Below are 13927 nucleotides of genomic sequence, written 5' to 3' on the forward strand. Positions count from 1 at the left end.
ACCCCACTCATGACGGCTCTCCTTCGAGGACGGCGACCAGGTTCTGCTGCAGACAGGGGCCGGATGTGGCGTGCGCGATGGCACGGTCCGACTCGCCCCGGTGGATGCGGGCGGCGGCCTCGCCGAGCCGGATCAGACCGGCGGCCATCATGGGGTTCGCGGCGAGCGCGCCTCCGGACGGGTTCACCGCCACGTCGTCGCCCAGCTTCAGCGCCTTGCGCAGGACGACCTCCTGGGAGGTGAACGGCGCGTGCAACTCGGCGGTGTCCACGGGCCGTTCGAAGGCGCCGGCCCGCTCGGCGGCCAGCCGGCTCGACGGCGAGTCGGTGAGGTCGCGTACGCCGAGGCTGTGCGCTTCGATGCGGTGGTCGATGCCACGGATCCACGCGGGCCGCTCGCAGAGCTCCCGCGCCCGGTCCCCGGCCGCGAGGATCACGGCGGCGGCCCCGTCCCCGATGGGCGGACAGTCGCCGGTGCGCAGAGGACGTACAAGGTAGTCGCCCTGCGGCACCGAACCGCTCAGTTGCGCATGGGAGTTGGCGGCCGCGCTCTCCCGGCTGCGTGCGGCGACCCCGGCGAGGGCGGGCTCGTCGGTGTCCCCCGCGTCGATCAGGGCCTGCGCCTGGAGGGCGGCGAGTGCGACCGAGTCCGGCCACAGGGGCGCCACGTAGTAGGGGTCGAGCTGCCGGGTCAGCACGTCACGCACCGATCCGGGAGACGACTTGCCGTACGAGTAGACGAGTGCGGTGTCGGCCTCGCCGGTGAGCAGCTTGGTCCATGCCTCGTACAGCGCCCAGGCCCCGTCCATCTCGACGTGCGACTCGGAGATCGGCGGCCAGGCACCGACCCCGTCGAGCGCCATCGTGAAGGAGAAGGCGCGCCCGGCGAGATAGTCCGACGATCCCGAGCAGGTGAAGCCGATGTCGCTCGTCTTCAGGCCGGTGGCGGCGAGGACCTCGTGCAGCACCGGCATGAGCATCTCCACCTCGGAGAGCTCGTCGGTGGAGCGCAGATGGTCGGTCTGCCCGAAGGCCACGATGGCGATGTCCCGGACGGGCCGCATCACCGACGACTTCGCGGACGGCTTGGCGGACGGCATCTACACCAGCTCCTTGTACGTGTCGTAGTCGGCGTCCGGCTCGCCCGTGGGCCGGTAGTGATCGGGGAAGCGGGCACCCTCGGTCCACACCGGTTCGACGCGGAGCCCCATCCGCACCTGGTCGTAAGGGATGCCCGCGATGCGGGCGTGCAGGGCGAGGTCGGCGCCGTCGAGGGCGATGTGGGCGTAGACGTAGGGCACTTCGATGTCGAGGTTCTTCGCCTTGATGTTGACGATGCAGTACGTGGTGACGGTGCCGCGAGGCCCGACCTCGACCCGCTCGGTGGTGGCGACGCCGCAGGTGGGGCAGGCACCGCGGGGCGGCACGTAGACCTTGTGGCAGGAGGGGCAGCGCTCTCCGACGGTCTTCCGCTCGGAGAGCGCCTTGATGTAGGCGGTCTGCGCGCGTCCGGGCGCGTAGGTGTAGTCGAGGCGCGCGGCGGCGATGATGCCGGTGACGGGGTCACTGAACTCGCCGGTGTGCGGGCCGGATTCACCACTGCCCGCGCCCTCGTCGGCCTCGAAGCAGGCGATGTCGGTGATGGCGCCGACGCGCTCGGCGGCCCAGCGGATCCGGACGCGCATGCCGGTGCTCACGGCGTCGGGGCCCGGCACGTCCAGAGCGTGCAGCAGTGCGGTGTCGGCGCCGTCGAGCTGCACCAGGACCCAGGCGAAGGGCCTGTCAAGGGGCTGCCCCCTGCGGGGTTCGTGGTTCCAGGCCCAGGTGGTGACGGTGCCGGTGGTGCCGATCTCGACCAGGTCGCGTATCTCGTCGGCGGTGACGGGGTCGTACTCGACGGGCGGGACGAGCGTGCGCCCGTCGGTGGCCTTCACGCCGAGCACGGTGCGCTCACGCAGCCCGGTGAGAAAGGCACTCTGCACGGGCCCGAGGGACCGGGTGAAGGGAAACTCGACGACGAGAGGCGCACGCAGCACTTCGGGGGAGGGAGCGGATGCCATCAGCAGAACTCCGTTTCTCGGGGGCGCCCGAAGGGGCGCGGGGAACTGCGCGACCAGCCACAGCGGGCCCGCAGGCGAAACGAGACCTACGCGCGCCGAAACACCGGGGGCCGCTTCTCCGCAAAGGCTCTGGAGCCCTCCTTCGCATCGGCGGTGTCGAAGATCGGCCACCCCCGCTTCAACTCCGCCGCCAGGCCGTCCGCCTCGGACATCTCGGCGGCCTCGTACACGGACGCCTTGACCGCCTCGACGGCGAGCGGCCCGCACGCGTTGATCTGCTCGGCGATGGCGAGGGCCTTGTCCAGGGCGGTGCCGTCCGGGACGACGTGGCCGACGAGGCCGATCGACGCGGCCTCGGCGGCCGAATAGGGCCGCCCGGTCAGCAGCATCTCCAGGGCGTGCGTATGGGGAATCTGGCGTGGGAGGCGGACGGTCGAGCCGCCGATGGGGAACAGGCCTCGCTTGACCTCGAAGAGCCCGAACGTCGCGGACTCGCCCGCGACGCGGATGTCGGTGCCCTGGAGGATCTCCGTGCCGCCCGCGACGCAGTGCCCCTCGACCGCGGCGATGACCGGTTTGCGGGGGCGGTGGTGGCGCAGCATCGCCTTCCAGTGCAGATCGGGGTCGGCCTTCATGCGGTCCCGGTACTGGTCACCGTCCATCCCCTTGCCCGCGAGGGCCTTGAGGTCCATGCCCGCGCAGAAGGCGCCGCCCGCTCCGGTGAGGACGACGGAGCGGATGGCGTCGTCCTCGTCGGCGGCGACCCAGCCGTCGTAGAGGCCCACCAGCATCGGCAGCGAGAGCGCGTTCTTCGCCTCGGGCCGGTCGAGCGTGAGTATCAGTGTGGCGCCTTCGCGCCGCACAGCCAGATGTTCGGTCCCACCCATAGCCGTGCTCCCTCTGCTGTCGGCTTCGGACCTGGAACAGGTTGCAGTAGGCGGGGAGCCAGTTCAATAGTTTTCTGACAGGCAGTCAGATTTCTTGAACGGGGACCCTTCACACTTGTGGGCGCCTCTGCTCTGATGACCGCCAGAGGACAAGAAGAGATGACGCCGGGGTCAGGAGGAGCGGTGGAGTACAACCTTGCCGACCTGTTCGAGTCGGTCGTCGACGTGGTCCCCGACCGCGAGGCGCTCGTGTACATCGATCACCCCGGCAGCGGGGCGGAACGCAGGCTGACGTACGCCGAGCTCGACCGGGCCGCCAACCGCATCGCGCACCACCTGATCGACAGCGGCCTGCGGCCCGGCGAACATCTGGGGCTCCACCTCTACAACGGCGTCGAGTATCTCCAGACCGTCCTCGCCTGCCTCAAGGCGCGTCTGGTTCCCGTCAACGTCAACTACCGTTACGTAGAGGAGGAGTTGGTCTACCTCTACCGCGACGCCGACCTCGCCGCGCTCGTCTTCGACGCGGAGTTCACCGAGCGGGTCGCGGCCGCGCTGCCGCGCACGGAGAAGCTGCGGCATCTGGTGCGCGTGGGGACGCCGCCCGCCGACGCCCCCGTGCTCGACGTGGTGGGTTTCGTCGAGGCGGAGGCGGCGGGTTCGCCGGAGCGCGGCTTCGGTCCGCGCTCGGCGGACGACCTGTTCATCATCTACACCGGCGGCACCACCGGTATGCCCAAGGGCGTCATGTGGCGCCAGGAGGACCTGTTCTTCGCCGGGCTCTTCGGTGGCGAGCCCGCGGGGGAGCCGGTGAAGCGGCCCGATGAGCTGGCGGAGCGCGTCGCCGCCGGCGGTCCCGGCATCACGTTCTTCCCCGCTCCCCCGCTGATGCACGGCACCTCGACCCTGACGTCGTTCATCGCCTTCAACTACGGACAGCGGGTGGCCATTCACCGCAAGTACGTGCCCGAAGAGGTGCTGCGCACGATAGAGCGGGAGAAGGTCTCCAGTGTGTCGCTGGTGGGCGACGCGATGCTCCGGCCGCTCATCGACGCCTTGCACGGTCCGCTCAAGGGAACGGACCTGTCGTCCCTCTTCAGCGTCTCGTCATCCGGGGCGATCATGTCGGAGACGGTCCGCGCCCAGTTCCAGGAACTGGCCCCGAACGTCCTGCTCCTGAACAACTTCGGCTCATCGGAGTCCGGTTCCAACGGCAAGGCGACGGACGACTCGGGCCCGGAGAAGGGCTTCCGCCTGGAGGTCAACGAACGTACGCAGGTGGTGGACCTGGTCACCCACGACCCGGTACCGGTGGGCGTCGTGGGCCGCCTGGCCCAGCGCGGCCATGTGCCGCTCGGCTACTACAACGACCCGGCCAAGACCGCCGAGACGTTCTTCCAGAAGGGCGAGGAGCGCTGGGTGCTGCTCGGCGACATGGCCACGGTCGACGAGGAGGGCATCGTCACCGTCCTCGGCCGCGGCTCGCAGTGCATCAACACCGGTGGCGAGAAGGTGTATCCGGAGGAGGTCGAGCAGGCCCTCAAGTCCCATCCGGACGTGTACGACGCCCTGGTCGCCGGAGTCCCCGACGAACGCTGGGGCAACCGCGTGGCCGCGGTGGTCCAACTCCGCCCCGGCGCACCCGCGTTGGACCTGGCGTCGATCCAGACCCACTGCCGCACCCACCTGGCCGGTTACAAGATCCCGCGAGCCGTGGTCTTCACCCCCGAAATCCAACGCTCCCCGAGCGGCAAGGCGGACTACAGGTGGGCGAAGACGGTGGCTGCGGGGGGCTGAGGCGGGCGGTGGTGGGCGGCCGGGTGACAGCAACCAGCCGCCTGACAGCGGCCAGGGCACGCGCGCTCCGCTGCCCACTCACCCCTTGTCACCGCGGGGCAATCGGGTGGGTGGGCGGGAAAATCCGGCGCGAAGCGGCGGGCCACAAGGGCATCAGCCCGAGCAGACGGAGGGAAGCGCTCGCCCCAGAGCCACGACGTGCAGCGCGTCGAGCTGCCGCTCGCCCCGTACCCGTACGCCCGCCACCGCCACAAACCCCCGGCAGGACGGCGCCGTTCGGGCAGAGTAAGACGAGGCGATCCCCCGCACCAACTCCCCGTTCACCCGGTTGATCTCCTTGCGCACCTCCGCGAGATCAGGCCGCTCCTCCGGCGTCGGCGCCTGCGAAGGATCCGCGTCCCACCGCCGATGGAACTCCCGCTGCACCACCTTGTTGGCCTCGATCTGATCCCGGAAGACCCGTACGGTCGCCTCGGGATCGGCGCCAAGGTCCCGCGCCTGCCGCGCGACGTCGTCGAGCACCTGCTTCTCGCGCGCCGGGTCGTCGATGGGGCTGCCCGTGCCGTACTTCGCGGCGGCCACGAGATCGGCGGTGGCCAGGCGCTGGGCGGCGAGATCGACAAGCGAGTGGAGCCGGGCGTACGAAGACACGACAGACGACTGCGTCGGGGAAGCGGCGACCGCCACCCCACCCCCGCCACCGGCGAGCAGAGCCGTCGTAACAACCCCGGCAGCAAGCAGACGCCTCACGGACGAGGCAGGACGCACGGCGATTCCCCTGAAGGTCGGCATGGGGGCGATCATCACATCCCACGCCGCACCCGGACAATGCCGCGAGGCCATCGCGCCCCAGCTCAAGGCCGCCCTGCGCGATCTCTTGACGGCCGCCTCCGGGGCTGGATTACTGACCTTGACGGAAGATCGACGACCGAATGATCGGTCGCCCGTTTGGGACGGAGAAACGCCATATGACGGCCATGCTGGACGCGACGGAGCGCCTCGGGCGCGAGGAGCTCGAGGCGCTGCAGCTGGAACGCCTCCAGGACACCTTGCTGCACGCCTACGAGAACGTCCCCTTCTACCGGGCGGCGTTCGACAAGGCGGGCCTGCGCCCCGACGACTGCCGCGCGCTCTCCGACCTGGCCCGCTTCCCGTTCACCACCAAGACCGATCTGCGGGACAACTATCCCTTCGGGATGTTCGCGGTCGAGCAGTCCGAGGTCCGGCGCCTGCACGCGTCCAGTGGCACGACGGGCCTGCCGACGGTCGTCGGCTACACCGAGCAGGACCTGTCGATGTGGGCGGACGTCGTCGCCCGCTCGATCCGCGCGGCGGGCGGCCGTCCCGGGGACAAGGTCCATGTGGCTTACGGGTACGGCCTGTTCACCGGCGGCCTGGGCGCGCACTACGGAGCCGAGCGGCTCGGCTGCACGGTGATTCCCGCGTCCGGCGGCATGACGGCGCGCCAGGTTCGGCTGATCCAGGATTTCCGCCCCGAGATCATCATGGTCACGCCGTCCTACATGCTCACCCTTCTCGAGGAGTTCGAGCGTCAGGGCGTCGACCCGCGTACGACGTCACTCAAGGTCGGCATCTTCGGCGCCGAGCCGTGGACGGAGGAGATGCGCCGCGAGATCGAGGAGCGGTTCGCGATCGACGCGGTCGACATATACGGGCTCTCGGAGGTCATCGGCCCCGGCGTCGCCCAGGAGTGCGTGGAGACCAAGGACGGCCTGCACATCTGGGAGGACCACTTCTATCCGGAGGTGGTCGATCCGATCACCGGTGAGGTGCTTGCGGACGGCGAGCGCGGCGAGCTCGTCTTCACCTCCCTCACCAAGGAGGCCATGCCCGTCATCCGTTACCGCACCCGTGACCTGACCCGCCTCCTGCCGGGCACCGCGCGTGCCTTCCGCCGGATGGAGAAGATCACGGGCCGGTCGGACGACATGGTGATCCTGCGCGGCGTGAACCTCTTCCCCACGCAGGTGGAGGAGATCGTCCTGCGGACGCCGGGCGTCGCCCCGTACTTCCAGCTGCGGCTGACCCGCGAGGGCCGCATGGACGCGCTGACGGTCCGGGCCGAGTCCCGTGCGGACACCACTCCCGAGCGGCGCGAGGCGGCGGCCCGGGAGATCGCGGCCGCGGTGAAGGACGGCATCGGCGTCTCGGTGGCGGTCGAGATCGTCGATCCGGAGACGATCGAGCGGTCGGTGGGCAAGTTCAAGCGGATCGTGGACCTGCGCAGCCTGTAGGTCCTACGACGCGCTGAAGCGGTCCCGCAGCTCCCGCTTGAGGATCTTCCCGCTCGCGTTGCGCGGCAGCTCGTCCACGAAGAGGACCCTCTTGGGTGCCTTGAAGTGGGCGAGCTTCTCGCGCGCGTGGTCGATGAGTTCGGCCTCGGTGACCTCTCCGTTGCGTACGACGACGGCGGTGACCGCCTCGATCCAGCGCTCGTCCGGCAGTCCGATCACCGCCGTCTCCGCGACCCGCTCGTGGGTGTAGAGCGCGTCCTCGACCTGGCGCGAGGCGACAAGGACACCGCCGGAGTTGATGACGTCCTTCACGCGGTCGACGACGGTGAAGTAGCCGTCGGCGTCCCGCACGGCGAGGTCCCCGGAGTGGAACCACCCGTCACGGAACGCCTCTTTGCTCTCCTCGGGCTTGTCCCAGTAGCCCTCGCACAACTGCGGTGAGCGGTAGACGACTTCGCCCCGGGTGCCGTCGGGCACCTCCACCCCGCGCTCGTCCACGACCCGCGCCTCGACGAAGAGGACGGGCCGCCCGCAGGAGTCCATCCGCCCCTCGTGCTCGTCGGGCCCCAGAACCGTGGCGAGCGGGCCGATCTCGCTCTGCCCGAAGCAGTTGTAGAAGCCGAGCGACGGCAACCGTGCACGCAGCCGCTCCAGGACGGGGACGGGCATGATCGACGCCCCGTAGTACGCCTTGCGCAGGGCGCCGAGGTCGCGGGTGGCGAAGCCGGGGTGGTTCGAGAGGCCGATCCACACGGTGGGCGGCGCGAAGAGGCTGTCGGCGCAGCCGGCCTCGACGAGCTCGAAGATCCGCTCGGCGTCGGGCGCGTCGATGATGGTGTTCTCGGCACCCACCGCGAGGTACGGCAGAAGGAAGACGTGCATCTGCGCCGAGTGGTAGAGCGGCAGCGAGTGGACGGGTTTGTCCGTCTCCTTGAGGTCGAGGGCGGTGATGGCACTGACGTACTCGTGCACGAGGGCGCGGTGCGTCATCATCGCGCCCTTGGGGAGGGCGGTGGTGCCGGAGGTGTAGAGCAGCTGGGCGAGGTCCTCCGCGCCGGGCTCTTCCCCCTCGTACGCCGGTGCGGCCGTGAGCCGCGCGAGCAGTGAGTCGTCCGCGTCACGCAGGGCGAGCACGCGGACGTCGCCGGGCAGGCGCGGGGCGAGATCCGGGTCGGCGAGGACCAGGGAGCAGCCCGACTGGCCCACGATGTACGCCAGGTCGTCACCGACGAGGTTCTGGTTGACCGGCACATGGACCAGGCCCGCCCGGGAGCAGGCCAAGAACCCGGTGAGGTAGGCGTCGGAGTTGTGGGCGTAGGCACCGACGCGGTCACCGTGGCCAAGGCCCGCCGCACGCAGCACCTGAGCGGCACGCGACACGGCCGTGTCCAGCTCCGCGTACGTCCAGACCCGCTCCCCGTAGCGCAGAGCCACTCGCCCCGGCACGCGCCGCGCACTCCGTCGAAGGACCCCGTCGACCGTGTTGCTGCGTACACCCGTCATGGCGTGATCCTGTGCCGCGCGCGTCGCGGCGGTCAAGGCTCCGGACGGGGCGCGAAACCTGGCCGGTCCGGTACTCGATCAACTGACATACCAGTTGGTACGCTCAACCACCCTTGCTCTGAGATCAATTGCACCAGTTGCATCAGTTGGGAGGCAGTATGCGTTCCCGCTCCAGGCGGCTGACGGCCCTCGGCATCAGCCTGTTGACCGCCTCGGCACTTCTGCCCTCGTCCGCCGCCACCGCCGGCGCAGCGGACGCGCGTGACGGCCGTCCGTCGGACGGCGGTCTGTCCGCGACCGTCCGCTACACCCAGTACGGGATTCCGCACATCCTCGCCAAGGACTACGAGAACCTCGGCTTCGGCACCGGCTGGGCGCAGGCCGCCGACCAGGTGTGCACCCTCGCCGAGGGATATGTGACCGTACGCGGCGAGCGGTCACGTCACTTCGGCCCCAAGGGCAAGCCCGACGGCTCGCTGTCCTCGGCGACCACCAACCTCTCCAGTGACCTCTACTTCGGCGGCGTCCGTGACACGCGGACGGTGGAGAAGCTCCTCAAGCAGTCCGCCCCCGCCGGGCCGAGCGCCACGTCGAAGAAACTGATGCGTGGTTTCGCGGCGGGCTACAACGCGTGGCTGAAGCAGAACCGCGTGACGGACCCCGCGTGCAAGGGCGCCAAGTGGCTGCGCCCGATCACCTCGCTGGACGTGGCCCGGCAGGGCTTCGCCGTCCAGGTCCTCGGCGGTCAGGGACGCGGCACAGACGGCATCACCGCCGCGCAGCCGCCGCGCGCGAAAGACACGGACCGCGCGCCCGAACCCGAGCGCACCGCGAAGAAGGCCCGCGCGCTCTTCTCCGCCGACGAGGCCGTCATGGGGTCCAACGCCGTCGCGTTCAGCGGGAAGGCCACCGCGAACGGCAAGGGCCTGCTGCTCGGCAATCCGCACTACCCCTGGCAGGGCGGCCGGCGCTTCTGGCAGTCCCAGCAGACCATCCCCGGCGAGCTGAACGTCTCGGGCGGTTCGCTGCTCGGCACGAGCGTCGTCAACATCGGCTTCAACCGCGATGTGGCGTGGAGCCACACGGTGGCGACCGGCGTGACCCTCAATCTGCATCAACTCACCCTGGCTCCGGGCGATCCGACCACCTATCTGGTGGACGGCAAGCGCGAGAAGATGACGAAGCGGACGGTCGAGGTGCCGGTCAAGGGCGGCCCCCCGGTGACCCGCACCCAGTGGTGGACCCGGTACGGCCCGGTCACTACCAGCCTCGGCGACCAGCTTCCGCTGCCCTGGTCGGCGAAGACGGCGTACGCCCTGAACGACCCCAACGCCACGAACATGCGCGGCAGCGACACCGACCTGGGCTTCGGCAAGGCCCGCTCCACCGAGGGGGTGTTGAAGGCCCTGCGCGACACGCAGGGGCTCCCCTGGGTCAACACCGTGGCCGCCGACCGCGAGGGCAACTCGCTGCTCAGCCAGTCGCAGGTGCTGCCCCGCATCACCGACGACCTCGCGCGGCGGTGCTCCACGGACCTGGGCAAGACGACGTACCCGGAGTCGGGCGTGGCCGTGCTCGACGGTTCGCGTGGTGACTGCGCCATCGGCTCGGACGAGGACGCCGTCCAGCCCGGCATCTTCGGCCCGTCGAAGATGCCCACGCTCAAGAACGCCCCGTACGCGGAGAACTCCAACGACAGCGCCTGGCTGACCAACGCCGACCGGCCGATCACGGGGTACGAGCGGATCTTCGGGACGATCGGCACGCAGCGCACCATGCGGACGCGCGGCGCCATCGAGGATGTCGCGGCGATGGCGAAGGAGGGTGACCTGACGGTCAAGGATCTCCAGAAGCAGCAGTTCGCCAACCGCGCCCCGGCGGGCGACCTGGCCGCCGACGACGCGGCGCGTGCTTGTGTCGCGCTGCCGGGCGGCACCGCGACAGGCAGCGACGGAAAGGCGGTTGACGTACGCAAGGCCTGTACCGCCCTCAAGGCCTGGGACCACAGCATGGACACGGACAGCAAGGGCGCCCTGCTCTTCGACCGGTTCTGGCGCAAGCTGGTCGCCGCCGTGCCTGACGCCGAGCTGTGGAAGGTGCCGTTCTCGGCCACCGACCCGGTGCGCACCCCGAACACCCTCAACACAGCGGCGCCGGGCTTCGCGACCGCGCTCGCCGACACGGTGGCCGAGCTGAAGAGCGCGGACGTCGCGCTCGACGCGCCGCTCGGCGAGAACCAGTTCGTCGTACGCGGCTCGGAGCGGCTGCCGATCCATGGCGGCACGGAGTCGATCGGAGTGTGGAACAAGGTCGAGCCCGAGTGGGACGCTAAGGGCGGCGGTTACACCGAGGTCGCGCATGGTTCGAGCCACGTCCAGGCGGTCGGCTGGGACAAGGGCCGCTGCCCGAAGGCGCGTACGCTCCTCACCTACTCGCAGTCATCGAACCCCAACTCGCCGCACTACAGCGATCAGACGCGGCTGTACTCCGACGAGCGCTGGGTGACGTCACGCTTCTGCGAGAAGGACATCCTGGGCGACCCGAAGCTGAAGGTGGTGAAGGTCCGCCAGCGCTGAGTGGCACAGGGCCACCCCGCGTCGGGCTCGACGCGGGGTGGCCCTGCTTGGTTACAGCGCGCGCTCCCGTCCCTCCCAGTACGGCTCTCGCAGCCGTCGCTTGTAGAGCTTGCCGTTCGGGTCGCGGGGCATGGCCTCGATGAAGTCGACGCTCTTCGGGCGTTTGTAGCCCGCCAGTTGGCGTTCGCAGTGGTCGAGGATCTCCGTGGCCAGGGCGTCGCCCGCCGTGTGCCCCTCCGCCACCTCGACGACCGCCTTGACCTGCTCGCCCCACTCGTCGTGCGGGATGCCGAACGCCGCCGCGTCCGCGACGGCGGGGTGGGTGAGCAGGGCGGACTCGATCTCGGCGGGGTAGATGTTGACTCCACCCGAGATGATCATGTCGATCTTGCGGTCGCGGAGGTAGAGATACCCGTCCTCGTCCAGGAGGCCGAGGTCGCCGACCGTGAAGAAGTCGCCGATGCGGTTCTTCTTCGTCTTGGACTCGTCCTTGTGGTACGAGAAGCCGCCCGTGCTCATCTTCATGTAGACGGTGCCGAGTTCGCCGGGCGGCAGCTGGTTGCCGTCGTCGTCGAAGACCGCCAGTTCACTGATGGGCCAGGCCTTGCCGACGGTGCCCGGCCGCTTCAGCCAGTCCTGTGCGGTGGCGAAGGCGCCGCCGCCCTCGCTGGCCGCGTAGTACTCCTCGACGCACTCGCCCCACCACTCGATCATCGCCCGCTTGACGTGGTCCGGGCAGGGCGCGGCGCCATGGATGGCGTGGCGCATCGACGACACGTCGTACGCCGCCTTCGTCTCGTCCGGCAGCGCGAGCAGGCGGTGGAACTGGGTCGGCACCATGTGGGTGTGCGTGCACTTGTAGGTGTCGATGAGGCGCAGCATCTCCTCGGGCGTCCACTTGTCCATCAGGACCAGCGGGTGGCCGATGTGCAGGGCGGCGCCCGCGAACTGGAGTACCGCCGTGTGGTAGAGCGGCGAGCAGACGAGGTGCACGTTGCCGTCGAAGGGCTTGACACCGAAGATGCCGAGGAAACCGCCGAGGTACGACTCCTCGGGGAGCTTGCCGGAGAGGGGGCGCCGGATGCCGCGCGGGCGTCCCGTCGTGCCCGAGGTGTAGTTCATGACCCAGCCGAGGGTGCGGTCGGCCGGGGCCGACTCCTGCTGCCCGGTGAGGAGTTCGGCGTACGGGCGGAAGCCGGGGACATCGCTCACGGAGTACCGGTGCGTGGCCGGGAGCTTCGCCTCGTCGGCGGCGTCGGTGGCCGCCTGCGCGAACCGCTCGTGCGCGATCAGTACCTTCGCGCCGGAGTCGGCGACGATCCAGGCGATCTCGGGTCCGATCAGGTGGTGGTTGACCGGGACCAGGTAGAAGCCGGCCTGCGATGCCGCGAGATAGGCGGTGAGGAACTCGACGCCGTTGGGCAGCACGACGGCGAAGGCGTCGCCGCGCTCCAGGCCTGCGGCGCGCAGCCCGTGGACGAGTTGGTTGGTCGCCGCGTGCAGGCGCCGCGCGGTCCACTGCTCGCCGTCGGGCGCGGTCAGGACCGTGCGGTCCGGGTCGGCTTCGGCCTGTGCCCAGAAGCCGTTGGGGGGCGTGCTGCCCGGCATGCTGCTCATAAGGACCTCTCCTGAGTCGTCTCGTCAGTCGCGTCCGGCGATGCGGTTCACCCGGTCGATGGCGCGCTCGAAGCCGCTGGTCAGGTCGTCGAAGACCGCCTGGACGCCGCGTTCGCTGTTCATACGGCCGACGATCTGCCCGACGGGTGTGCCGAGCAGCGCCTGGACCTCGTACTTCTGGATGCGCGACACCGCCTCGGCGACCAGGAGCCCTTGCAGCGGCATGGGCAGCGTGCCGGGCCCGGCCGGGTCGTCCCAGGCGTCGGTCCATTCCGTGCGCAACTGGCGTGCGGGTTTCCCGGTCAGGGCGCGTGAGCGGACCGTGTCACCGGAGCCCGCAGCCAGGAGCTTCTCGGTGAGCGCCCGTGAGTGCATGTCGGCCTCCGTCGTGGTGAGCCAGAGGGAGCCGAGCCACACGCCCTGCGCGCCGAGCGCGAACGCGGCCGCGATCTGTTCCCCGCTGCCGATGCCGCCTGCCGCGAGGACCGGCAACGGCGCGACGGCCTCGACGGCCTCGGGCGTCAGGACCATGGAGGCGATCTCGCCGGTGTGGCCACCCGCCTCGTAGCCCTGCGCGACGACGATGTCGATGCCCGCCTCCGCGTGTTTGCGCGCGTGCCGGGCGCTGCCGGCAAGCGCGGCGACGAGTACGTCGTTCTCGTGGGCGCGCTGGATGACGTCCGCCGGCGGTGAGCCGAGCGCGTTGGCGAGCAGTTTGATCGGGTAGTCGAAGGCCACGTCGAGCTGATTGCGGGCGACCTGTTCCATCCAGCCGGTGATGCGCCAGCCGGATGCCTCACCTTCGGCGAGTTCGGGTACGCCGTGCTTGCCGAGGGTGTCCTTGACGAACTGGCGGTGGCCTTCGGGGATCATCGCCTCGACGTCGGCCTCGCTCACCCCCTCGACCTTCTTCGCCGGCATCACCACATCGAGTCCGTAGGGCCGGTCGCCGACATGCTCCTGCATCCAGTCGAGATCCCGGGCCAGCTCGTCGGGGGCGGTGTAGCGGACCGCCCCGAGCACACCGAATCCGCCCGCCCTGCTGATGGCGGCCGCCACCGCCGGGAAGGGTGTGAAGCCGAAGATGGCGTGCTCGATCCCCAGTTTCCTGCTCAGGTCTGTCTGCATGGGCGCAGGATGCCGCAGCCGTCCGGACGACGGAAGAGATTTTCTGATGCGGTGTCAGATCTTTGCCGCGCGCCCGTGGTTGACAGGGCGGGGCACTGACATGAA

10 protein-coding genes are annotated in these 13927 nt (G+C 69.9%); 3 read left to right on the top strand and 7 right to left on the bottom strand.

Annotation, left to right across the window (positions count from 1 at the left end; genetic code table 11):
• Window positions 1–7: 7 nt before the first annotated feature.
• From ABXJ52_RS03500 to ABXJ52_RS03510, 3 genes are all read right to left on the bottom strand, one after another.
• Window positions 8–1063, bottom strand: a complete 1056-nt coding sequence (locus ABXJ52_RS03500; RefSeq protein WP_367048790.1) for a thiolase domain-containing protein — start codon at window positions 1061–1063, stop codon at window positions 8–10.
• A 36-nt stretch (window positions 1064–1099) separates the two neighbouring features.
• A complete protein-coding gene (locus tag ABXJ52_RS03505) occupies window positions 1100–2059 on the bottom strand; it encodes an OB-fold domain-containing protein (protein WP_367039050.1) in 960 nt (319 codons plus the stop codon).
• A gap of 86 nt (window positions 2060–2145) precedes the next feature.
• Window positions 2146–2946, bottom strand: a complete 801-nt coding sequence (locus tag ABXJ52_RS03510; protein ID WP_367039051.1) for a crotonase/enoyl-CoA hydratase family protein — start codon at window positions 2944–2946, stop codon at window positions 2146–2148.
• A 183-nt stretch (window positions 2947–3129) separates the two neighbouring features.
• On the opposite strand from ABXJ52_RS03510, the gene ABXJ52_RS03515 reads away from it, so the two are divergent.
• Window positions 3130–4743, top strand: a complete 1614-nt coding sequence (locus ABXJ52_RS03515; protein ID WP_367039052.1) for an acyl-CoA synthetase — start codon at window positions 3130–3132, stop codon at window positions 4741–4743.
• 153 nt (window positions 4744–4896) lie between these two features.
• Here the strand turns inward: ABXJ52_RS03515 and ABXJ52_RS03520 are convergent, their stop codons facing one another.
• Window positions 4897–5511 carry a chorismate mutase gene (locus ABXJ52_RS03520; RefSeq protein WP_367048791.1) on the bottom strand — a complete coding sequence of 205 codons (615 nt, stop codon included), beginning with the start codon at window positions 5509–5511 and terminating at the stop codon, window positions 4897–4899.
• A 200-nt stretch (window positions 5512–5711) separates the two neighbouring features.
• On the opposite strand from ABXJ52_RS03520, the gene paaK reads away from it, so the two are divergent.
• A complete protein-coding gene (gene paaK / locus ABXJ52_RS03525) occupies window positions 5712–6998 on the top strand; it encodes a phenylacetate--CoA ligase PaaK (protein WP_367039053.1) in 1287 nt (428 codons plus the stop codon).
• Between the two features lie 3 nt (window positions 6999–7001).
• Here paaK and ABXJ52_RS03530 read toward each other — a convergent pair whose 3' ends face one another.
• Complete coding sequence (locus ABXJ52_RS03530; protein ID WP_367039054.1) at window positions 7002–8501, bottom strand: acyl-CoA synthetase; 1500 nt, start codon at window positions 8499–8501, stop codon at window positions 7002–7004.
• A gap of 158 nt (window positions 8502–8659) precedes the next feature.
• Here ABXJ52_RS03530 and ABXJ52_RS03535 point away from each other — a divergent pair, with 158 nt between their 5' ends.
• Window positions 8660–11077, top strand: coding sequence for a penicillin acylase family protein (locus ABXJ52_RS03535; RefSeq protein ID WP_367039055.1), 2418 nt, complete (start codon window positions 8660–8662; stop codon window positions 11075–11077).
• A gap of 51 nt (window positions 11078–11128) precedes the next feature.
• Here ABXJ52_RS03535 and ABXJ52_RS03540 read toward each other — a convergent pair whose 3' ends face one another.
• Both ABXJ52_RS03540 and ABXJ52_RS03545 read right to left on the bottom strand, forming a co-directional pair.
• Window positions 11129–12685 (bottom strand): acyl-CoA synthetase, encoded by a 1557-nt coding sequence (locus tag ABXJ52_RS03540; protein WP_367048792.1) that lies wholly within the window; start codon window positions 12683–12685, stop codon window positions 11129–11131.
• Window positions 12686–12718: 33 nt separating this feature from the next.
• Window positions 12719–13822 (bottom strand): nitronate monooxygenase family protein, encoded by a 1104-nt coding sequence (locus tag ABXJ52_RS03545; protein ID WP_367039056.1) that lies wholly within the window; start codon window positions 13820–13822, stop codon window positions 12719–12721.
• Between the last annotated feature and the right edge of the window lie 105 nt (window positions 13823–13927).

Origin of the sequence: Streptomyces sp. Je 1-332 (assembly GCF_040730185.1) — a bacterium.
In the GTDB taxonomy this organism is placed as follows: Bacteria; Actinomycetota; Actinomycetes; order Streptomycetales; family Streptomycetaceae; genus Streptomyces.

Coding starts and splice junctions, on each gene's coding strand:
- ABXJ52_RS03500 (WP_367048790.1), bottom strand. CDS start 1,063: ATGCGGCCCGTCCGGGACATCGCCATCGTGGCCTTCGGGCAGACCGAC.
- paaK (WP_367039053.1), top strand. CDS start 5,712: ATGACGGCCATGCTGGACGCGACGGAGCGCCTCGGGCGCGAGGAGCTC.
- ABXJ52_RS03530 (WP_367039054.1), bottom strand. CDS start 8,501: ATGACGGGTGTACGCAGCAACACGGTCGACGGGGTCCTTCGACGGAGT.
- ABXJ52_RS03510 (WP_367039051.1), bottom strand. CDS start 2,946: ATGGGTGGGACCGAACATCTGGCTGTGCGGCGCGAAGGCGCCACACTG.
- ABXJ52_RS03540 (WP_367048792.1), bottom strand. CDS start 12,685: ATGCCGGGCAGCACGCCCCCCAACGGCTTCTGGGCACAGGCCGAAGCC.
- ABXJ52_RS03535 (WP_367039055.1), top strand. CDS start 8,660: ATGCGTTCCCGCTCCAGGCGGCTGACGGCCCTCGGCATCAGCCTGTTG.
- ABXJ52_RS03505 (WP_367039050.1), bottom strand. CDS start 2,059: ATGGCATCCGCTCCCTCCCCCGAAGTGCTGCGTGCGCCTCTCGTCGTC.
- ABXJ52_RS03545 (WP_367039056.1), bottom strand. CDS start 13,822: ATGCAGACAGACCTGAGCAGGAAACTGGGGATCGAGCACGCCATCTTC.